The organism is Micromonospora endolithica (assembly GCF_003626595.1).
Taxonomy (GTDB): domain Bacteria; phylum Actinomycetota; class Actinomycetes; order Mycobacteriales; family Micromonosporaceae; genus Micromonospora; species Micromonospora endolithica.
In genome coordinates this window covers 16034-36404 of sequence record NZ_RBAK01000007.1, presented here as the reverse complement: position 1 = coordinate 36404, position 20371 = coordinate 16034, and the positions used below count along the sequence as shown (strand labels likewise).

Genomic DNA, 20371 nt, shown 5'->3' with positions numbered 1-20371 from the left:
TTTCCGCACTGGCCATCAAAGGTTGACCCGGCCCACAGATCTTGGCCCATCGACTGATCGAAACTTGTCTACATCCGGTTACCCGCCGGTTAACAAATCCCCCGTCCCACCCGCACACCCCCGCGGAGGTAACCGTGCCCAGACGTCTCGCCACCGGACTCGCCTCGGTCGCACTCGCCCTGCTCGGCGTGCTCGGGGTGGCCTCGCCGGCCGCCGCCGTCACCACCGCCGAGAAGGTCGCCGTCCTGTCCAGCTTCACCCAGACCAGCGCCAGCAGCTACAACGCCTGGAACTCCGCGCGGCTGAACAAGGCCGCCTGGTCGGCGTACAGCTTCGACTGGTCCACCGACTACTGCTCGTCGAGCCCGGACAACCCCCTCGGGTTCCGGTTCGACCTGTCCTGCAACCGGCACGACTTCGGCTATCGCAACTACAAGGCGGTCGGCCAGTTCTCCGCGAACAAGGCACGCGTGGACAGCGCCTTCTACGAGGACATGAAGCGGTCCTGCGCCACCTACGGCTCGGTCGTCCGGCCGGCCTGCTACAGCCTGGCCTGGACCTACTACCAGGCGGTCAAGGTGTTCGGCTCGACGGCCGCGGTGAAGCAGTCCGACATCGACCGCGCGGCGAAGATGAAGGCCGACGCCGAACGCCGCGCCACCGCCCGCGTCTGACCCCCACCCCCGCGCCACCCGCGCCCGGCCGGCGTCGATCTAGATCGACGCGGGCCGGGCGTGCGGGTCCGAACCGGCAGAGGTGGGGAAGCGCCCCGAGTCGGCGGCCAGGTCCGGGTGCTCCACGTCGAGGGCCAGCTCGGCGGCCTCCTCCAGGCTCAGGTTCGATCCCTCGCCGTACGCGTCGTCGAAGGTCGCGTCGCCCATCCGCCGCCGCAGCTGCGCCTGCTGTGCCGCCCAGTAGTCCCCGTAGATGCCGGGCGTGGACCGCATGCTCGTCCGGGTCGCCTGCGCGGCGCCGAACAGACGCGCCGCGGTCACCAGGTCGCCACCGGCGGCGCAGCGCACCGCGAGCGCGTGCAGCGTGTCGCAGGCCCGGCCGTGGAAGCCGTGCGCCATCCGGGACCGCAGCGCCACCACCAGGTGCTCGTGCGCGGCGACCAGGTCACCCCGGGCCAGCGCGACCATGCCGAGCAGCATGTCCACCGAGCGCCGGCCACGATCGAGCGGACGGGCCGCCTCCACCGGCCGGGCCGCGCCCAGCAGCTCCGCCGCCTCCTGCAGGGCGCCGCGCCGCCACAGCAGCTCGGCCAACGCGTACACGGCCAGCAGGGCGTCACCCACCACGTCCTGCCGGTACGCCCAGTCGATCACCTCCCGGCAGACCCGTTCCGCCTCGGCGAGCTGCCCCATGTCGACAAGCGGAGCCGCCCGGCCGGCCAGGACCCGGGCCAGCAGGCCCACGTCACCCGCCTGCCGCGCCGCCGCCTCCGCCCGCTGCGAGAAACGCAGCTCCTCGAAGAACTCGCCGTCCGCGCCGGCGTGCAGCGAGTGCATGTGGTACGCCGCCGCCAGCTCGGCCTCCGGAATCCGCTCCCCGGTCTCGGCCTGCCGTCCGTACAGCCGGGACAGCCACAGCCGCCCCTCGCGGGCCAGCCCGCGTTCCCGCCACCACTGGTCCAACCCACCGGCCAGCCGCAGCCCCGCCCGGGCGTTGCCGCCGGTGGCGCACCACCGCAGCGCGGCGCGCACCTCACCGGCCAGCGGGTCCAGCGCGTACAGGGACAGGGTGACCGGCTGGCCGTCGGCGCCCAGGTGGGCCCGCTCCAGCGTGTGCGTGGACCAGGCCACGTGCCGGTTCCGGGCAGCCTGCTCCTCCCCCGCCTCGGCCAGTCGCCGGGCCGCGTACGCCCGGATCGGGTCGAGCATCCGGTACGAGCTGCCGGCGGCTTGCGGCTCGGCCAGCACCATCGACTTGTCCACCAGCACGGACAGCGGGTCGAGCGGGTCGTCGCCGAGCAGCCACTCCACCGTGGACAGGTCCACCGGCCCGACGAAGACCGACAGCCAGCGCAGCAGCCGGGCCGCGCGCGGCCCGAGCGTCCGGTACGACCACGTCACCGTCGCCTGCATCGTCTGGTGCCGTTCGGTCGCGGACCGGTACACCGCCCGCGTGGCCGGGGACGGCGGCGACTGGCCGACGGCCGCCGCCACCAGGTCCACCGTGTCCTGCTGGTTGCCCATCCACGCCCGCTCCGTCGGCAGCGGCTCCGGCGCGTCCCGCCCGGCGTCCAGGGTGCCCAGCACGTCGTCGAGGCGTTCGGCGAGCTGCCCGACCGACAGCACCCGCAACCGGGCCGCGGCCAGCTCGATCGCCAGCGGCAGACCGTCCAGGCGCTGCACCACCCGACGCAGGTCGGCCGACTCGGCCGGGTCCGGCGCCCGACCACCCCGGGCCGCCGCCGTCCGGTCCAGCAGCAGGGCCACCGCGTCGCTCTCCGCACCGTCCACCGGCGGATCGACCGACAGCGGCGGGATCCGCCACACCACCTCACCGGGCACGCCGAACAGCTCCCGGCTGGTGGCGAGCACCTGGACACCGGTGCCGCCGGTCAGCAGACGGGAGATCACCTCGGCGGACGCCGCCGGTTGGGCGTCGCAGGTGTCCAGCACGATCAGCATCCGGCGGCCGGCCGCGTGCTCGACCAGGGTGTCCACCACCGGCCGGCCCGGCTCGGGACGCAGGCCGAGCACGGCCGCGATGGCGAACGCGACCAACCCGGGGTCGGTGACCGTGGCGATGTCCACGAACCAGACCCCGTCCGGGTGCGAGTCCACCAGGTCGGCGGCGAGCTCCACGGCGAGGCGGGTCTTGCCCGTACCGCCCGCGCCGAGCACCGTCACCAGCCGGCGGGTCTCCACCAGCCGGCGCAGTTCCGCCCGCTCCGCGTGCCGGCCGACGAACGACGTGACCTGGGTGGGCAGGTTGTGCGCGACCGCGTCGGCGGTACGCGGCCGGGGGAACTGCCGCTCCAGGCCGGGAGCGACGAGCTGGAACAGCCGTTCCCGGTCGTCGAAGCCCCGCAACCGGTGCAGCCCGAGGTCGAGCAGGGACGCGCCGGGCGGCAACGGGTCGGCGTGCCGGGACGTCGACGCCGAACAGAGCACCTGACCGCCGTGCGCGGCGGCCGAGACGCGGGCCGCCCGGTGCACCTCCGGGCTGGCGTACTCACCGTCGCGCGGCTCGGCCCACCCGGTGTGCAGTCCCATCCGGACCCGGGGCGCGGCCTCCGGGGTGGGCCAGTCGTGACTGGCCAGTGCCCGCTGGGCGGTCAGGCAGGCGGTCAGCGCGGCGGACGCGTCGGCGAAGGCCAGGAAGAACGAGTCGCCCTCGGTCAGCAGCTCGGCGCCCTCGGTCGCGGCGATCGTCCGGCGCAGCAGGCGGCGGTGCTCGCTGAGCACCGGCCGGTAGTCGGGACCGAGCAGCTGGGCCAACCGGGTGGATCCCTCGATGTCGGTGAACACGAAGGTCACCCACCCGGTCGGGAGGTGGATCCGTGGCGACATGCGGGGAACCTCCGCCTGTGACATCGGGTTCATGCTGCCCGAACCCGCGCCATCACGCATCGTGAGAACGGTCGGCCCGGTTCCGCACAAACGTGCCACTTGAGGACGGATGCCGGCAAGGGTCACCGGCCGTCCCCTCCGGACCGCCCGGACCGCGGACACCGGGCCCGGACCGCGGCGACGTCCGGTTCAGCAGCCGCAGCCACCGCCGCAGCAGCCGCCTCCGGCGGCCGGACCGGGTGCGGCGGCCGTTCCGGGCCCACCGCGACCGGTGACCGCGACCGCCGACAGCAGCTTCACCGTGTCGTCGTGCCCCTGCGGGCAGGACGCGGGCGCGCCGGCCTGCGCCATCGGGCGGTTGACCTCGAAGGTGTCGCCGCAGGCGCGGCAGCGGAACTCGTACCGGGGCATGGCACCAGGGTACGACCGGACCTGACGTACCGCCGCGCATGGGTGATACTCGACGGGTGGTGGACGGCGAGGACAGATCGGCCCTTCGGCCCCTACGCCCGGCCGCGCCGCTGGACGGGCCGGTCGCGGGCTCCGGAGCTGCGCCGGACGAACCGGGACGGCTGGTGCCGCGACCCCGCCGACCCTGGCTGAGGTCCCGCACCCCGGCCCCGGCGGGGCCCGACGAGTCGAAGACCGGCGACCCGGCGACCACCGGGACCCGCACGGCCGACGCCGGGACCGCCGACGCCAAGGCCACCGACGCCGGGACCGCCGACACCAAGGCCACCAACGCCGGCGCATCGGGCGCCGACGCCGCGACGGCCGCCGACCGGAAGGCCGCCGGACCGCAGGTCGGCGAGGAGAAGGCCGACACCGCCCCGGTGACCGGCGAGTCGAAGGCCGGCACTCCGCCACCGTCGGACCAGGCGGAGGACGGCGGGACGAAGGCCGGCGGGGGCGCGGCGGACGGGAGCCGGGAACTCACGGTCACCCGGGTGGACGGCGTCATCCCCGTCGTACCGGCGGCAGCCCGGCGACGCCGGGTTCCCTTCGCGCACGCCGTACGCACTCCGCCCGGCCGGGTCGCGGTGACCGCCGCGCGCGCGACGCGCGACTGGTCGCGGCGCCCCAGCGGCCGGCTCACCCTGCCCGGCGTCTTCCTGCTCGCCCTGGTCGCGGCGACCGCCGCCGCCGGCGCCCTGCTGGTGCCGGCGACGGTGCGCGCCCCCCGCCCGGTCGCCGTCGACGCCACCGTCGGTGCGCCGACCGCACTGCCCACCGGGTTGCCCGGCGAGCTGCCCAGCGGATTGCCCAGCGGGTCGCCGCCGCCCCTCGGCGCGCCGCTGCCGAGCGGGTCGGCGCCGGTCGGGGCACCGACGGTGGGGGTGCCGACCGGGGGGCCGGTGGTCGGCCTGCCCGGCACCGGCCGGCCGGCGGACGCCCTCGCCGGCTGGGCCGCCCAGATCAGCCCGAAGGTGAACATCCCGGCGACCGCCCTCCAGGCGTACGGGTACGCCGAGCTGGTCCTCGCCCAGACCAACCGCAGCTGTGCCCTGAGCTGGACCACCCTCGCGGCGATCGGGCACGTCGAGTCTGGACACGGCAGCGCCAACGGCGCCCGGCTCGGACCGGACGGCAAGGCGCTACCGAAGATCATCGGCCTGCCGCTGGACGGCAAGGGCGGCCGGATGCTGATCCGGGACACCGACCGGGGTGAGCTGGACGGTGACGCCGTGCTCGACAAGGCGATCGGCCCGATGCAGTTCATCCCCACCACCTGGCAGGAGATCGGCGCCGACGGCGACAACGACGGCACCAAGGACCCGCACGACATCGACGACGCCGCCCTCGCGGCCGGCAACTACCTCTGCAAGGGCGGCCGGAACCTCACCATCCCGGGTGACTGGTGGAACGCGATCCTGTCGTACAACGACGTACGCCGGTACGCCCAGGACGTCTACGACACCGCCAACCGCTACGGACGGGCCAGCCGTACGTGACGTGATCGTCCGCGCACATTGGAGAACTGGATACTTCCCCCGGGCAGCCGTTAGCGGCAAGCTAGACAGGTGATGGTGCGCGAGTGGGACCCCAGGAACGCGTCGTCCGCCGAGATCGCGTCACTGCTGGACACGCTGAACGCGGTCCTGGCGGCCGATCTTCCGGAGGATCCGGCGTGGCGGGAGAACTCCCTGCGGGAGTACCTCACCGAGGTGATGCCGGGCGAACGGCGGATCTCCTGGGTGGCGCAGGCCGAACCGGCCGCCGACGGCACCCCGGGCGCAATCCTCGGGCAGGTGCACGTGCTCCTGCTCGGCGACATCGGCGTGCTGGAGGTGCTGGTGCACCCCGACGTGCGGCGCACCGGTCTCGGCCGCACGCTGGTCCTGGTCGCCGCCCGCCGGGTCTACCAGGAGGGTTTCCGGTCGATCGGGGTCGAGGTCGTCGGCGACACACCGGCCGTCGCGTTCTACGAGTCGATCGGGTTCACCCGGGAATACGTGGAGACCCGCAGCGTGCTCGACCTGTCCACGGTCGACTGGTCCGAGCTGACCGCGATGGCCGGCGGCATCGGCGCCGGCTACCACCTGGAGGTCTTCCCCGGCGGCCCGCCGGACGAGCTGATCGAGGCGTACGCGCGGGCGAAGGCCGAGGTGCGCGACGTCGACGACGGCGAACTGCGCCCCAGCTCGTACGACCCGCAGCGGCTGCGGGACAGCCTGGACTGCCTGCACCGGCGGGGCATGAAGCCCTACATCGTGCTCGCGCTGCACGAGCAGAGCGGGGAGGTGGCCGGCCTGACCGAGGTGGTGGTGCCGGCCCAGCACCCCACCCGCGCCGACCAGTACGACACGATCGTCGTGCAGGAGCACCGGGGCTACGGGATCGACCGCGCGATCAAGGCGCGGATGCTGCTGGAGCTGCGCTCGGCGGAGCCCGGACTGGCCGAGGTGCAGACCTGGAACGCTCAGGCCAACGAGGCGATGCTCAAGGTCAACGCGGAGCTGGGCTACCGCCCGGACCGGGAGTGGTGCGAATACAGCGTGGACGTCGCCGAGCTGGTGCACCGGCTGGACGCCGGCCGCTGAGCCGACCGGAGTTCACGAAACTGTCCGGTGGGGGATGGACGCCGGTCAACCACGCCCCTTAACGTGCGTTAGTTCCCGTCCACCCATCGTGGAGGCCCCATGCGCCCGCGCCGCACACTCGCCGCGCTCGCGACCGCCACCGCCGCCGTGACCCTCACGGCCGTCGGCGTCGCACCCACCGCGGCCAGCGCCGCGCCCACCGACCTGTTCATCTCGGAGTACGTCGAAGGCTCGTCGAACAACAAGGCGATCGAGCTGTTCAACGGCACCGGCGCGGCGGTCGACCTGACCGCCGGTGGCTACCAGCTCCAGCTGTACTTCAACGGCGCGACCACCCCGGCGGCCAGCCTCGCGCTGAGCGGCTCGGTCGCCGCCGGTGACGTCTTCGTGCTCGCCAGTTCCTCGGCCAACGCGGCGATCCTCGCCCAGGCCGACCAGACCACCGGCGCGAGCCTCTTCAACGGTGACGACGCGATCGTGCTGCGCAAGGGCACCACGGTGCTCGACTCGATCGGCCAGGTCGGCGTGGACCCGGGTGCCGAGTGGGGTGGGGGCCTCACCAGCACCGCCGACAACACGCTGCGCCGGCTCGCCTCGGTGACCGCCGGCGACACCGACCCGTCGGACGCGTTCGACCCGGCCACCCAGTGGGCGGGCCTCGCCACCGACACGGTCGACGGACTCGGCGCGCACACCGTCGACGGGGGTGGCCCGGTCGACGTGCCGGCCACGCTGACCTGCGGCTCCGCCCTGGTCACCGCCGCCGGCACCGCGGCCGGGCGGGAGGTCACCGCCACCGACCCCGACGACACGGTGGTCGACCTGGCGGTCACCTCGGTCACCCCGACGCCGGCCACCGGCTCGATCGGCCGGACCGCGTTCACCCCGGCCGACGCGGCCGGCGGCACCGCCCGGGCGACGGTCACCGCGAGCGCGGACCTGACCGCCGGGGCGTACGCGGTGGTGCTGACCGCCACCGACGCCGACGGCGGCACCGCCACCTGCACGCTGTCGGTGCAGGTCACCCGGGAACTGACGGTCGGCGAGGTGCAGGGGCCGACCACCGACGACGAGTCCGGCCCCGCCGACCGCTCGCCGCTCGCGCCCGCGACCGGCGGCGGCGCCAGCAGCGCGCTGTACGACGTCCGTGGGGTGATCACCCAGCTCACGCTGGCCCGGGCCAGCAGCGGTGACGCCCAGCGGGGCTTCTTCCTGCAGAGCCGCGCGGACGCCACCGACGGCGACCCGACCAGTTCGGACGGCGTCTTCGTCTTCATGGGGTCGTTCCCGTCGCTGATCGGCGGTTACGTGCCGACCGTCGGCGACGAGGTGGTGGTACGCGCCCGCGTCGCCGAGTACTTCAACATGACCCAGCTCTCCGGCGCTTCCCTGGTCCGCCGGGTCGCCTCGGGCGTGGACGTGAACACGGCGGTGGAGGTCACCGACGCGGTGCCGCCGGCCGACCTGGCCGACGCGGAGCGCTTCTGGGAGCGGCACGAGGGTGCCCGGCTGCGGGTCCGCGCCGGCAGTGCCGCGGTCAGCGGCCGGAACGTGTTCAGCTCCACCGCCGACGCGGAGACCTACGTCGTCGACCGGGACGACCCGCTGCTGGACCGCGCCGACCCGTACGCCCGCCGGGTGTTCCGGGACGCGCACCCGTTGGACAACGACCCGACCCGCCGCTTCGACGACGGCAACGGCCAGCGGATCCTGCTCGGCAGCCTGGGCGTCAAGGGCGCCACCGGGGACACCGGCACGCTGCTGCCGCCGGCGCACACGTTCGACACGCTGGCCGCCGACGCGGTGGGCGGCCTCTACTACTCCTTCGAGAAGTACGGCGTCCAGGTCGAGTCGGCCGAGTTCACCGGCGGTGCCGACCCGTCGCGTAACAACCCGCCCCGCCCGGCCGAGCGGTCCCGTGAGGTGGCGGTCGCGACGTACAACGTCGAGAACCTGTACGACCACCGCGACGACCCGTTCGACGGCTGCGACTTCACCGGCAACACCGGCTGCCCCGGCGTCCGGCCGCCGTTCGACTACGTGCCGGGCAGCGAGCAGGAATACCGGGAGCAGCTCGCCGCACTGGCCGACCAGATCACCACCGACCTGCACTCGCCCGACCTGATCCTGGTGCAGGAGGCCGAGGACCAGGACATCTGCACGGTGTCCGGCACCGAGCTGGCCTGCGGTGACACGAACGACGCCGACGGCGCGCCGGACACCCTCCAGGAGCTGGCGCTGGCCGTCGCGGCGAAGGGCGGCCCGGCCTACGCCGCCGCGTACGACCGGACCGGCGCCGACGCGCGCGGCATCACGTCGGCGTTCCTGTACCGCACCGACCGGGTGGCGCTGGCCCCGGCCACCGCCGGCGACCCGCTGCTCGGCGCAGCGCCGACGGTGGCGTACCGGGGTGCGGCGCTGCCGGGCAACGCCGACGTGCAGAACCCGAAGGCGCTCAACGCGGTGCTCCCCGCCGACGTGGACGTGAGCACCGGCCGGGACGGCGACAACGTCTTCACCCGCGCCCCGCAGCTCGGCAAGTTCACCGTCGCGGCCACGCCCGGCTCGTCGGAGCGGTTCATCCTCTGGGCGGCGAGCAACCACTACTCGTCCGGGCCGGACAGCCGGGTCGGGCAACGGCGGGAGCAGGCGGCGTACGGCGCGGCGATCGTCAGCGCGATCGAGGCGTCCGACGGAGACGCCCGGGTGGTCTACGGCGGCGATCTGAACGTCTTCCCCCGTCCCGACGATCCCATCGCCACGGCGGCGGAGCCGACCCCGTCGGACCAGCTCGCCCCGCTGTACGACGCGGGGATGCGTAACCTGTGGGAGGACCTGCTCGCCGACGCGCCGTCGTCCGCCTACTCGTACAGCTTCGAGGGGCAGGCGCAGACGCTGGACCACCTCTTCGTCAACGAGTCCCTGCACGGCGACCTGGTGCAGATGCGGGCGGCACACATCAACGCCGACTGGCCCGCCGAGTACGCCGGGGACGGCTCGCGGGGTTCCAGCGACCACGATCCGCAGGTCGCCCGGTTCCGTTCCCGGGCGTCGGTGCGGGTCGGGGACGCGTCGGTGGCCGAGGGCGACCGGGGCACCACCACGCTGGTCTTCCCGGTCACCGTCTCCCGTCCGCTGTCCCAGCCGGTCCTGGTCTGTGCCGCCACCGTCGGCCGCACGGCGCAGGCCGGGTCGGACTTCGACCCGTACGCCGGCTGCAAGGTGCTGGCCGCCGGCCAGACGTCGGTCGCCTTCCCGGTGATCGTCCGGGGTGACCGGAAGCGGGAGGCGGACGAGAAGCTGACGCTGCTGGTGGCCGGCGTGCCCGGCCTGCTCCTGGACGACCCGCTCGGCACCGGCACCATCACCGACGACGACTGACCAGCGAACGGCTCCACGACGGCCCGTCGGCCCCCGGTCATCGACCGGGGCCGGCGGGCCGTCAGTAGATGTTGGGGTTCCGGGGTCGCGGGGCGGCCCGGTTCTGCGCCACCCGCACCTCCCACACGCTCAGGAGACGTCGCATCTCCCGGTCGACCGGGCAGCGATGGTAGGTCTCGGGTGGCCGGGCCAGCCCGTAGATGTCCGCCCACCACTCCCCCGGCTCCGGGTCGAGGATCGTGTCGAGGTGGGCCGGGTAACGCCGCCCCGCGCCGTCGAGGGTGTCGTCCCACACCTCCATCGGCAGGACGAGTCGCCCGTCCTGGTCGACCACGACTAGGTAGAGCCCGGCCGCGCCGATGAGGCGTTCCAGGACCGCCAGGCTCGGTGTGAGCGTGCCGGCCTCCACCCGGGCCACGGTGGACGGCGCGACCCGCGCGAACCTCGCCATCCGCTTCTGGCTCAGCCCCACGATGCGCCGCGCCCGCCGGACAAGCCCCTGGATGGGGACGCGACCGAGGGTGGGTCCGGTGACGGGAGGATCGAATGCGGAGGTCATGTCCAGACCATCGCGTCGGATCCACCGGGCCGGCAACCCCTGTGGACAAACCTGTGGACAACCGTCGCGGTGCGTTCGACCCGCCGCCTTCGCCAGCCCGACCGGCCCGACCGGCCCGACCAGGCAGTGTGCCCTCCGGCCCCTTTGCACTGCTTCAACCCACGCACCGAAAACCGCTCCGGACGGGTGCGTCCGTTGAAGCAGTGCAAAGGGGTGCGAGGAGGTGGTCGGGGCGGCGCTCCGGGCGCACCTGGCGACGCTTCGGGCACGCCGGGCGACCCTCCGGGGCGCACCGGGCGGCGGCTTGACGCGCCGGAGGGCGACCGGGAGGCGGGGGGTGGAACCGACACGGCTCGACCGGCGTGTACCTGGCATGGGCAGTAACCCCGCACCGCCGCTCCGGCCACCGGACGAACTGACCACCGCTCCGACGGAGTGGCGCGCGGAGGTCGCGAAGCTGCTGTTCGACGACTTCTACCGCGATCACGTCGACCGGGTGCACCGGGCGCTGGCGCTCGCGGTGGGCGACGCCACCCTGGCCCGCGAGGCCGTCGACGAGGCGATGGCCCGGGCGTACGCACGGTGGGACCGGGTGCGCGGACTCGACAATCCCGCCGGCTGGGTCTTCCGGGTCGGGCTGAACTGGGCCACCTCGTGGTGGCGGAAGGTACGCCGGGAGCGCTCGCCGGTGCGCGACACCGCCCACCCGACGACGGCGGGCCCCGATCCGGACGGCCTCGCGGCCCGTGCGGCACTGGCCCGCCTGCCCGAGGGGCAGCGCGCGGTGATCGTGTGCCGTGTCCTGCTGGACCTCACCACCGCCGAGACCGCCGCGACCCTGGGTCTGACCGAGGGAACCGTCAAGAGCCGGCTCTCCCGGGGCCTCACCGGGCTGCGTGTCGCGCTGAGCGAGGAGGAGTCACGATGACCGACGTACCCGAGGATCTGGTCCGTGCGGTGCACCTGGCGGCGAGGGCGACCCCGGCACCCGCCGCGGACCTGGCGCGCGTGCACCGCCGGGTCCGTACCCGCCGCCGGCGCCGGTTGGTCGGCACCGCCGGGGCCGTGGTGGTCCTGGTGACCCTCACCGGTGGTGCCGTGCCGCTGCTCACCGCCAATCCCCCGGCGTCCCCGCCGCCGGCCGGGGTCACCGGCCCAGTGGCCACGCCCGCTCCCGCCACGCCACCACCGGTGCAACGGCTGCTGATCGCCGGTGGCGGCGGGACCTGGCAGGCCCCCGGCGGGACGGAGATCGGCCTGGTGAGCGGCACCGCCGACGAGGTGCTGTCCGACGGATCGGTACGCCGGCACCCGGTGCCGGCCGGCTGGGAACAGACGGTCGCGCTGCCGGACGGGCGGCTCGTCGGTCTCCGGCTCACCGACCTGCTGCCCGGGGTCACCCGCGAGGACGGGCCGGACGTGGCGGGGTTGTCGGTCGAACTGGTGGTCCTGGCCGCCGACGGCGCGGTGCGGCAGCGGCGCGAGGTGCGGCGACCGGGGCGGACCGTCAAGCTGGTCGGCGCGGACCAGCGGGTCGCGTACCTCACCCGGGACGAGGGCCTCGTGGCACACGACCTGGCCACCGGCCGGGAGGAGGTCCTGCTCCGCTCGGCGGCGATCGGTGTCGACCTGCTCCGGGCCACCCTCGACGTCGGCGGCGGTCGGGTGGCCGTGCGAGCGGCCCTGGAACGTCCGGACTGCCGGATCGACGTGCTGGCGCTGGCCGGCGGGCAGCGCACCGGAAGGATCACCGCTCCGGGCGACTGCGGTTTCCGGCTCTCGCCGGACGGCAGCCGGGTCGCTGTCACCTACCGGGCACGGCCGGCCGGGGACGCCCGCCGGCACGAGTACCGGCTGGCCGTGTACGACGTGCGCGGCGGCGTCCGCGGCACGGACGTCCCGGTCGGCACGGCCCGCGCCGGCGCGGGACCGGTCCGGGGTGGGACCTGGGGTACGGCGTGGAGCGACGACGCGACCGTGCGGGTGGTCTGGGCCGACCTGCCCGCGGAACCCCGGCGGGTCTACCCGGTGGCGGAGGTGTGCACCGTCGTCACGGTGCGGGTTCAGTAACGCTGGCGGAGCAGCTGGGCGGCCTCGACCGCCCAGTAGGTGAGGATGATCTGCGCCCCGGCCCGGCGGATCGAGGTGAGCGTCTCCAGCATCACCCGTTCCCGGTCGATCCAACCGTTGGCGGCCGCCGCCTCGACCATCGCGTACTCGCCGGACACCTGGTAGGCGGCGACCGGCACGTCCACCGCCGCGCGGACCGCCGACACCACGTCGAGGTACGGCAGGGCGGGCTTCACCATCACGATGTCCGCGCCCTCGGCGACGTCCAGCTCGACCTCGCGCAGCGACTCGCGCAGGTTCGCCGGGTCCTGCTGGTAGGTCCGCCGGTCGCCGTCCAGCGCCGACTCCACCGCGTCCCGGAACGGGCCGAAGAACGCCGAGGCGTACTTCACCGCGTACGCCAGCACGGTCACGTCCTGGTGGCCGGCGGCGTCCAGCGCCCGGCGTACCACCCCGACCTGGCCGTCCATCATCCCGGACGGCCCGACCACCCCGGCCCCGGCGGCGGCCTGGGCCACCGCCATCTCGGCGTACGCGGCGAGGGTGGCGTCGTTGTCCACGCCGCCGTCCGGGGTGAGCAGGCCGCAGTGCCCGTGCGAGGTGAACTCGTCCAGGCAGAGGTCGCTCATCACCACGGTGGCGTCACCGACCTCGGCGGCCACGTCCCGGATCGCCACGTTGAGGATGCCGTTCGGGTCGATCCCACCGGAGCCGGTGGCGTCCCGGGTCTCCGGCACCCCGAAGAGCATGATGCCCCCCACACCGGCCTGCACCGCCTCCGCCGCCGCCTTGCGCAGCGAGTCCCGGGAGTGCTGAAGCACCCCCGGCATCGACCCGATGGCGCGCGGCTCGGTCAGCCCCTCCTTGACGAACATCGGCACGACCAGCTCGGCCGGGTCGACGCGGGTCTCGGACACCAGCCGCCGGATCGCCGCGTTGCGGCGCAACCGGCGGGGCCGGATCTCGGGGTACGGCATGGGGGGCCTCCTGCCTCGTCTACCGGAACCTCAGGGCGGTCGGCCCCTGCACCTTCGAGCCGCGCCGCTGCTTGGCCGGCATGGCGGCGAGCTTCTCGCGCAACTCGACGGCGTAGGCGGCGAGCGCCTCCACCAGATCGGGGACCGAGGCGTGCGGCGGCTGCACGTCGACCCGCAGGCCGAACTCCGTCGCGGTCTCCGCCGTCTTGGGCCCGATAACGGCAACAACGGTACGCGCGTGCGGCTTCCCGGCGATGCCGACCAGGTTCCGGACGGTGGAGGACGAGGTGAAGAGCACCGCGTCGAACCCGCCCGACTTGATCGCGTCGCGGATCTCGGCGGGCGGCGGGGCGGCCCGGACGGTCCGGTACGCGGTCACGTCGTCGACCTCCCAGCCGCGCTCGGTGAGCCCGGCGGCGAGGGTCTCGGTGGCGATGTCGGCGCGCGGCAGCAGCACCCGGCCCACCGGGTCGAGGATCTCGTCGTGCGGCGAGAACTCGGCCAGCAGCCCCTCGGAGGACTGCTCCCCGGACGGGACCAGCTCCGGCTGGATGCCGAAGGCGCGGACCGCGTCGGCGGTCGCCTCGCCGATGCAGGCGATCTTGACGCCGCCGAAGTGGCGGGCGTCCAGACCGTGCTCGGCGAACTTCTCCCAGACCGCCCGGACCGCGTTCACCGAGGTGAAGATCACCCAGGCGTACCGGCCGTCGACCAGGCCCTTGACCGCCCGCTCCATCTGGGCCGGGGTACGCGGCGGCTCGACCGCGATGGTCGGCACCTCGCACGGGATCGCCCCGTACGCGCGCAGCCGGGCACTCATCGCCCCGGCCTGCTCCTTGGTGCGGGGCACCAGCACCTTCCAGCCGTACAGCGGGCGGTTCTCCCACCAGCTCAGCTTGTCCCGCTGGCCCACCCCGTCGCCGACGGTGAGCACCACCCGGCCGGTGAAGCCGAGTGCCGCCGCGACGAAGGAGTCCACGGTCGACGTGGTGGTGTACTGCGTCTCGCCGGTGCCGTCGCCGGTCACCCCGACGCCGGTCGTGCCGTCCACCCCGGCGGCCAGCAGGCCGTCCCGGATCGCGGCCAGGTCCCCGGCGTCCACGGCCAGCGCCAGCGAACCCCGGCCGACGGCCGCCGCCAGCGCCTCGAAGTCCAGCGCGTTGACGTCCTCGACGTCGGCCGCCGTGCGTACGCCCGGCAGCGGCACACCCGCGTACGTCGCCACACCCTCGGCCTGCCCGACACCCGGTACCACCTCGAAGTGCGCGGCGGTACGCGCGACCGCCTGCACCTCCTTGACCACCGAGTCGTGGCCGAACGGGTCGCCGGCGACCAGGTGCACCGCGTTCAACCCGGAACGGGCCGCCGAGATCAGCACCTTCGCCACGTCGCCCGGGGCGCCCTCGGCCGGGGTGAACTGCGCGTCTTCCTTCGCCTGGGCACGTACCGCGTCGAGCAGCGACTCGGGGACTCCCCGGTCGTACACCACCTGGTCGGCGTCGACCAGCGCGTCGTGCGCCCGGCGGGTCAGCAGGCCCGGGTCGCCGGGACCGGCCCCGACGAACGCGATGCGGCCTACGGGCTTACGGGTGCGGGTCATCCTGTGCTCCCAAATTGCTGGGTCCCCGGGCCGGTGTGTCCTTCCTGGCCGAGGATCGAGTCGGCGCCGAGGTCGAGGAGTTCGGCGGCGAGTGCCTTGCCGATCTCCGCCGCGTCGGCGGGCGTACCGGTGCGGGACAGCCGGAGGTCTCGCGACCCGTCCGGGCTGATCACCGCACCGCGCAGGTAGATCTCATCGCCGTCGTCGCCTTCGGCGAGTTCGGCGTAGGCGGCGACGGGTGCCGAGCACCCGGCCTCCAGGGTGGCCAGCAACGCCCGTTCCGCGGTGACCGCGGCGCGGGACGGTGCGTGGTCGAGCACCGCGAGCAGCTCGACCAGGTCCGGGTCGTCGATCCGGCACTCCACGGCCAGCGCACCCTGGGCGGGCGCGGGCAGCATCAGCATCGGGTCGAGCGTCTCGGTGATCACGTCGGCCCGATCCAGCCGGGCCAGCCCGGCCCGAGCCAGGACCACGGCGTCCAGGTCGGCGTCCGGGCCGAGCACCCGCGCGAGCCGGGTGTCGACGTTGCCCCGGATCGGGGTGACCTCCAGTTGCAGCCCGAGCGCGTGCAGCTGGGCGGTACGCCGCAGCGCACCGGTGCCGACGGTCGCGCCGGGCGGCAGCTCGGCGAGCGTACGACCACCGGTGGCGATCAGCGCGTCGCGCGGGTCCTGCCGGGGCGGCACGGCCGCGATGTGCAGTCCGGGGGCCGCCGCGGTGGGCAGGTCCTTGTAGGAGTGCACGGCGAGGTCGATGGTGCCGGCGACCAGCGCGTCCCGCAGGGCGGAGACGAACACGCCGACGCCGAGCCGGTGCACCGGCGCCGACGAGCGGTCACCGGCGGTCACCACCTCGACCAGTTCGACCCGGCGGCCGGTGGCGGCGGTCAACGCGTCGGCGACCTGACCGGACTGGGCCATCGCCAGCGCGCTGCCCCGGGTACCGAGGCGCAGTGGGGTGCTCATCGCTCACCTCCGGTGGGCGGTATGTCGGCGGCGATGCCCCCGAACGGCGGGAGGTCGGTGGTGCCGCCGAACGACGGCACGTCGGTCGTGTCCACGATGTCGGGGACGGTGTCGACCGGCGAGGTCTGCGGCACCTGGAGGTCGAACAGCTCGCGCAGCAGGGCCGCGTACTGGTCGCCGCCGGGCTCGGCGGCGAGCTGGCGGACCCGCACCGTGGGCTGGTGCAGCAGCCGCTGCACCACCCGGTGCACCGTCCGGGCCACCTCGGCGCGCTGGTCGTCGCTGAGGTCCGGGCGGCGCTGGGCCAGCCGGCGCAGCTCGGCGGTCACCACGTCGTCGGCCCGGCCGCGCAGCGCGGCCACGGTCGGGGCGACGTCGGCGCCACGCAGCCAGGTGAGGAAGCCGTCGACCTCGCCGACCACGATCCGCTCCACGGCCGCGGCGTCGGCGGCGGCCGGACCGTCGGCGATCAGCGCCGCCATCCGGTCGATGTCGATCACCTCGACGCCGGGCAGGCCGGCGACGCCCGGCTCCACGTCGCGCGGCACGGCCAGGTCGAGCAGGACCAGTGGACCGCGCTCCGGGTCCCGGTCGGCCAGCGCCCGGGTGACCACCTCGCGGGTGAGGACCGCCTCGGTGGCGGCGGTGGCGGCCACTACGATGTCCACTGTGGAGAGGGTGGCGGTCAGCTCTGCCATCGGCGCGGCGGCGGCGCCGTACGACTCGGCCAGCCGGACCGCGCGGTCGGCGCCCCGGTTGGTCACGGTCAGCGGTCCGGCGCCCAGCCGGGAGAGCGTCGCCACGCCCAGCGATCCCATCGCGCCCGCACCGACCACCAGGGCCGGACGGCCGGTCAGGTCGCCGTCGAGCAGGTCCGCGGCCAGGTCCAGCGCGGCGGTGACCACACTCTGGCCGGCCCGGTCGATGCCGGTCTCGGCGTGCGCCCGCTTGCCGACCCGCAGGGCCTGCTGCATCAGCTCGTGCAGCAGGCGGCCGGCGGTGTCCGCGCCGGTCGCCCAGTGGTAGGCGTCACGCAGCTGGCCGAGGATCTGTGCCTCCCCGACGACCATCGAGTCCAGCCCGGCGGCGACCCGGAACACGTGGTCGACGGCGGCGGAGTCGAAGTGCACGTAGAGGTTGTTGGCCAGTGCCGCCGGCTGGCAGCCGGCCTGCTCGGCCAGTACCGCGCAGATGTCGCCCAGCCCACCGTGGAAACCGGACACGGCGGCGTAGACCTCCACCCGGTTGCAGGTGGAGACCAGCACGGCCTCGGTCACGTACGGCTGCGCGACCAGGCGGTCCAGCATGCGGGTGAGGTCGGCGGGGGCGACCGCGAGCTGCTCCAGCGTGGCGACCGGGGCGGTGCGGTAGGACGCGCCGACGACGAGGAGTTTCACGTGCCGATCGCCTCCTGCGTGTCGGTGACCGCGAGCCCGCCCGGCAGGGCGGTCAGGGCGGACCCGCCGGTGGCGGGGAGCGCGGTCAGGGACGCCTTGCGGTGCTCGTGGAAGGAGAGGATCTGCAGCTCGATGGCGAGATCGACCTTGCGCACGTCCACTCCCTCCGGAACCGAGAGTACGCACGGCGCGAAGTTCAGGATGCTCGTCACGCCGACGGCGACGAGCTGGTCGGCGACCGCCTGCGCGGCGCGGGCCGGGGTGGCGATCACCCCGATCGCGATGGCCTCCTCGGCGGCGACCCGGGGCAGCTCGTCGACGTGCCGGACGACCAGCCCGTTGATCTCCTCGCCGACCCGGGAGGGGTCGGCGTCGAGGAGCGCGGCGATGCGGAACCCGCGCCCGGCGAACCCGTCGTAGCCGGCCAGGGCGTGACCGAGATTACCCACCCCGACCAGGGCGACCGCCCGACGCTGGGTGAGCCCGAGCACGTATTCGATCTGGTCGACCAGCAGGGCCACGTCGTAACCGACGCCCCGCGTGCCGTACGAGCCGAGGTGGGAGAGGTCCTTGCGGAGCTTGGCGGAATTGACCCCGGCGGCGCTGGCCAGCCCCTCGCTGGACACCGTCTCGTGCCCGCTCTCGGCCAGGTTGTGCAGGGCACGGAGGTATTCGGGGAGCCGCGCGACGGTCGCCTCGGGAAGGTCCGGGAGCGCCGGTACGGCACCGGCGCGGCCGGGCGCGCCTGGGTGACGGTGCTGACTCATGAGACTCCGTGCGGTGCGATCCTCGGCCAACTCCGCTGGTGGGCCGCTTAGGGACTCCCGCTGGCGACCGAGATTGCCGGCTGTGCTAGCAGGGCGCGTCGGAACTACAGAGTAGGCGCTTGTGAAGACGTGCACAAATCGCGATCTTGCCGACCCGCGACGCGCCCCCACCCGGCCCCCCATTCCGCAAGATCGATCAGCCGCCTCCGTCGGCGCCGCCGCGATTATTGCTCAATTACGACTTCTCTGACCAATCGCGCGCCGCCCGTCGACGTCGACGTCGACATCGACGTCGTGATCGACTCGACTCCAGTGAAGTCGCGGTGTCTCGGCCGGCCCGAACACCCGACATCAGGGAGGACGAGTTGATCATGAAGCGGATGACGCGGGGTAGGGCCAGCCCTACGGCGCGGAGACCGGCCGACAGGATGGGTAACGGACGCCGCGCTGCCTAGCCTCATCACATGACCGCAGGACCCGCCGCCGAGTCACCGCCCGGCCGCCCCGATGCCACCCCGGACGCCACCGGCCGTCCCGGCCCCGGCCGCGCCGATGCCGCGCCGACCCGAGCCGCCCCGGAACCCACCGGCCGGGCGACTAACGGCCCCGAACCCGCCGGCCGGACGACGACCGAACCCGCACCAGCCGGCCGGACGACGACCGGCCCCGCGCCGACCGTCCCGGAGCCCGCCGGTCCGGAGGAGCCCGCCACCCGGCGCCGGCCGGGGATCGTCGGGCAGCTCCTGGTCGACTCCGGGTACGTCCTGCTCAGCCTCCCGCTGGCCATCGCCTCGTTCGTGGTGCTCATCGTCGGCTTCGCGCTGGGTGTCGGGCTGCTGCCGATCGTGCTCGGGCTGCCGGTCCTCACCGGCACCCTGTACGTCGCCCGCGGGCTGGCCGACATCGAACGGCTGCGCCTGCCACCGGTCCTGCGCCGGCCCCGGATCCGCCCCCGGTACCTGGTCCCGGAGCCCGGCGCCGGCGCCTGGCGGCGGATCTTCCTGCCGATGCGTGACGCCCAGTCCTGGCTGGACCTGACCCACGGCATCTTCCGGCTGGTGGTGGCCCTGGTCACCTTCGTGATCACGCTCACCTGGTGGGCGACGGCGCTCGCCGGTCTGCTCTCCGTCACCTACGAGTGGGCGATCCCGCACGGGCCGGAGAACGTCGGGCTGCCCGAACTGCTCGGCCTCGGCGACTCGCTCGCCGCGCGGATCGGGCTGAACACCGCCATCGGGCTGTTCTTCCTGCTCACGTTGCCGCTCGTGGTGCGCGGCTGCGCCCTGGCAGAGGCCTCCCTCGGGCGGGCCCTGCTGACCGGGGTGGCCGAGATGCGCAACCGGATCACCGTGCTGGAGGAGCAGAAGCGGGCGGCCGTGTCGGCCGAGGCGATCGCGCTGCGCCGACTGGAACGGGACATCCACGACGGCCCGCAGCAGCGCCTGGTGCGGCTCGCCATGGACCTCAGCCGGGCCCGCCAGCAGCTCGCCACCGACCCGGAGGCGGCCGGGCAGACCCTGGACGAGGCGGTCGGCCAGACCCGGGAGACCCTCGCCGAGCTGCGCGCCCTGTCCCGGGGCATCGCGCCGCCGATCCTCGTCGACCGGGGCCTGCCCAGTGCCCTGGCGGCGCTCGCCGGCCGGGGCATCGTCCCGACCGAGCTGCGGGTCGACGGTGACCTCGGCGACCCGGCCGGGCGGCTCGACCCGGCGACGGAGAACACCGCGTACTTCGTCGTCGCCGAGGCGCTCACCAACGTCGCCAAGCACAGCGGCGCCGACACCTGCCAGGTCACCGTGACCCGTCAGGGGCGACGGCTGCGGGTCAGCGTCGGTGACGACGGCCAGGGCGGGGCGCACGTGGCCAAGGGGCACGGCCTCGCCGGCATCGCCGACCGGGTCCGGGCGGCCGGCGGCCAGCTCGCGGTGACCAGTCCGGCCGGTGGCCCCACCGAGGTCCGCGCGGACCTCCCGCTGTGAACCACCACACCGGCGAATGCCGGCAGCACCGCCCGGCCCGGCCGGCCCCGGCCACCGCCGCCGACCGGCAGCACCGCGACGACAGGTCCGCGCCGGTCCGGGCCACCGGCAGCC

15 protein-coding genes are annotated in these 20371 nt (G+C 74.4%); 7 read left to right on the top strand and 8 right to left on the bottom strand.

The window, feature by feature from the left end:
- Positions 1-134 precede the first annotated feature (134 nt).
- Entirely contained in the window at positions 135-674 is a 540-nt protein-coding gene (locus D7223_RS18270) for a phospholipase (protein WP_120729633.1), read from the top strand.
- Between the two features lie 39 nt (positions 675-713).
- Here D7223_RS18270 and D7223_RS18265 read toward each other — a convergent pair whose 3' ends face one another.
- Positions 714-3521 carry an ATP-binding protein gene (locus D7223_RS18265; protein ID WP_120729632.1) on the bottom strand — a complete coding sequence of 936 codons (2808 nt, stop codon included), beginning with the start codon at positions 3519-3521 and terminating at the stop codon, positions 714-716.
- Between the two features lie 189 nt (positions 3522-3710).
- Positions 3711-3932 carry an FmdB family zinc ribbon protein gene (locus D7223_RS18260; RefSeq protein WP_120729631.1) on the bottom strand — a complete coding sequence of 74 codons (222 nt, stop codon included), beginning with the start codon at positions 3930-3932 and terminating at the stop codon, positions 3711-3713.
- 38 nt (positions 3933-3970) lie between these two features.
- Here D7223_RS18260 and D7223_RS18255 point away from each other — a divergent pair, with 38 nt between their 5' ends.
- The 3 genes from D7223_RS18255 (at position 3971) to D7223_RS18245 (ending at position 9943) form a co-directional block, all read left to right on the top strand.
- Entirely contained in the window at positions 3971-5473 is a 1503-nt protein-coding gene (locus D7223_RS18255; RefSeq protein ID WP_420330325.1) for a lytic transglycosylase domain-containing protein, read from the top strand.
- Between the two features lie 72 nt (positions 5474-5545).
- Complete coding sequence (locus D7223_RS18250) at positions 5546-6562, top strand: GNAT family N-acetyltransferase (RefSeq protein ID WP_120729629.1); 1017 nt, start codon at positions 5546-5548, stop codon at positions 6560-6562.
- 99 nt (positions 6563-6661) lie between these two features.
- A complete protein-coding gene (locus D7223_RS18245) occupies positions 6662-9943 on the top strand; it encodes a lamin tail domain-containing protein (protein WP_120729628.1) in 3282 nt (1093 codons plus the stop codon).
- A gap of 61 nt (positions 9944-10004) precedes the next feature.
- On the opposite strand, the gene D7223_RS18240 is transcribed toward D7223_RS18245, so the two are convergent.
- Positions 10005-10502, bottom strand: a complete 498-nt coding sequence (locus tag D7223_RS18240; protein WP_120729627.1) for a helix-turn-helix domain-containing protein — start codon at positions 10500-10502, stop codon at positions 10005-10007.
- Between the two features lie 373 nt (positions 10503-10875).
- Here D7223_RS18240 and D7223_RS18235 point away from each other — a divergent pair, with 373 nt between their 5' ends.
- Together D7223_RS18235 and D7223_RS18230 are read left to right on the top strand one after the other, a co-directional pair.
- Entirely contained in the window at positions 10876-11430 is a 555-nt protein-coding gene (locus D7223_RS18235; protein WP_120729626.1) for an RNA polymerase sigma factor, read from the top strand.
- Complete coding sequence (locus D7223_RS18230; protein WP_120729625.1) at positions 11427-12572, top strand: hypothetical protein; 1146 nt, start codon at positions 11427-11429, stop codon at positions 12570-12572. Before D7223_RS18235 ends, D7223_RS18230 begins: the two co-directional genes overlap by 4 nt.
- Here the strand turns inward: D7223_RS18230 and hemB are convergent.
- From hemB to D7223_RS18205, 5 genes are read right to left on the bottom strand one after another with little or no spacing between them, the layout of a single operon-like run.
- On the bottom strand, positions 12566-13549 hold the full coding sequence (gene hemB / locus D7223_RS18225) for a porphobilinogen synthase (RefSeq protein ID WP_120729624.1): 984 nt from the start codon (positions 13547-13549) through the stop codon (positions 12566-12568). The genes D7223_RS18230 and hemB overlap by 7 nt on opposite strands.
- 19 nt (positions 13550-13568) lie before the next feature.
- Positions 13569-15149, bottom strand: a complete 1581-nt coding sequence (locus D7223_RS18220; protein WP_120729623.1) for a bifunctional uroporphyrinogen-III C-methyltransferase/uroporphyrinogen-III synthase — start codon at positions 15147-15149, stop codon at positions 13569-13571.
- The gene (hemC, locus tag D7223_RS18215) at positions 15146-16114 is read right to left on the bottom strand and encodes a hydroxymethylbilane synthase (protein WP_120729622.1); all 969 of its coding nucleotides are present in this window, start codon (positions 16112-16114) and stop codon (positions 15146-15148) included. The genes D7223_RS18220 and hemC overlap by 4 nt, the downstream gene beginning before the upstream one ends.
- Complete coding sequence (locus tag D7223_RS18210) at positions 16111-17511, bottom strand: glutamyl-tRNA reductase (protein WP_120729621.1); 1401 nt, start codon at positions 17509-17511, stop codon at positions 16111-16113. Before D7223_RS18210 ends, hemC begins: the two co-directional genes overlap by 4 nt.
- Positions 17508-18278 (bottom strand): redox-sensing transcriptional repressor Rex, encoded by a 771-nt coding sequence (locus D7223_RS18205; RefSeq protein WP_120729620.1) that lies wholly within the window; start codon positions 18276-18278, stop codon positions 17508-17510. The genes D7223_RS18210 and D7223_RS18205 overlap by 4 nt, the downstream gene beginning before the upstream one ends.
- A 464-nt stretch (positions 18279-18742) precedes the next feature.
- Between D7223_RS18205 and D7223_RS18200 the strand changes: the two genes are divergently transcribed.
- Positions 18743-20257, top strand: coding sequence for a sensor histidine kinase (locus tag D7223_RS18200; protein WP_238162111.1), 1515 nt, complete (start codon positions 18743-18745; stop codon positions 20255-20257).
- Positions 20258-20371 lie beyond the last annotated feature (114 nt).

What these genes read in the sequence shown, in the direction of transcription:
- D7223_RS18265 (WP_120729632.1), bottom strand. Translation starts at nt 3,521, where the DNA reads ATGTCGCCACGGATCCACCTCCCGACCGGGTGGGTGACCTTCGTGTTC.
- D7223_RS18260 (WP_120729631.1), bottom strand. Translation starts at nt 3,932, where the DNA reads ATGCCCCGGTACGAGTTCCGCTGCCGCGCCTGCGGCGACACCTTCGAG.
- D7223_RS18255 (WP_420330325.1), top strand. Translation starts at nt 3,971, where the DNA reads ATGGGTGATACTCGACGGGTGGTGGACGGCGAGGACAGATCGGCCCTT.
- D7223_RS18250 (WP_120729629.1), top strand. Translation starts at nt 5,546, where the DNA reads ATGGTGCGCGAGTGGGACCCCAGGAACGCGTCGTCCGCCGAGATCGCG.
- D7223_RS18245 (WP_120729628.1), top strand. Translation starts at nt 6,662, where the DNA reads ATGCGCCCGCGCCGCACACTCGCCGCGCTCGCGACCGCCACCGCCGCC.
- D7223_RS18240 (WP_120729627.1), bottom strand. Translation starts at nt 10,502, where the DNA reads ATGACCTCCGCATTCGATCCTCCCGTCACCGGACCCACCCTCGGTCGC.
- D7223_RS18235 (WP_120729626.1), top strand. Translation starts at nt 10,876, where the DNA reads ATGGGCAGTAACCCCGCACCGCCGCTCCGGCCACCGGACGAACTGACC.
- D7223_RS18230 (WP_120729625.1), top strand. Translation starts at nt 11,427, where the DNA reads ATGACCGACGTACCCGAGGATCTGGTCCGTGCGGTGCACCTGGCGGCG.
- hemB (WP_120729624.1), bottom strand. Translation starts at nt 13,549, where the DNA reads ATGCCGTACCCCGAGATCCGGCCCCGCCGGTTGCGCCGCAACGCGGCG.
- D7223_RS18220 (WP_120729623.1), bottom strand. Translation starts at nt 15,149, where the DNA reads ATGACCCGCACCCGTAAGCCCGTAGGCCGCATCGCGTTCGTCGGGGCC.
- hemC (WP_120729622.1), bottom strand. Translation starts at nt 16,114, where the DNA reads ATGAGCACCCCACTGCGCCTCGGTACCCGGGGCAGCGCGCTGGCGATG.
- D7223_RS18205 (WP_120729620.1), bottom strand. Translation starts at nt 18,278, where the DNA reads ATGAGTCAGCACCGTCACCCAGGCGCGCCCGGCCGCGCCGGTGCCGTA.
- D7223_RS18200 (WP_238162111.1), top strand. Translation starts at nt 18,743, where the DNA reads ATGACCGCAGGACCCGCCGCCGAGTCACCGCCCGGCCGCCCCGATGCC.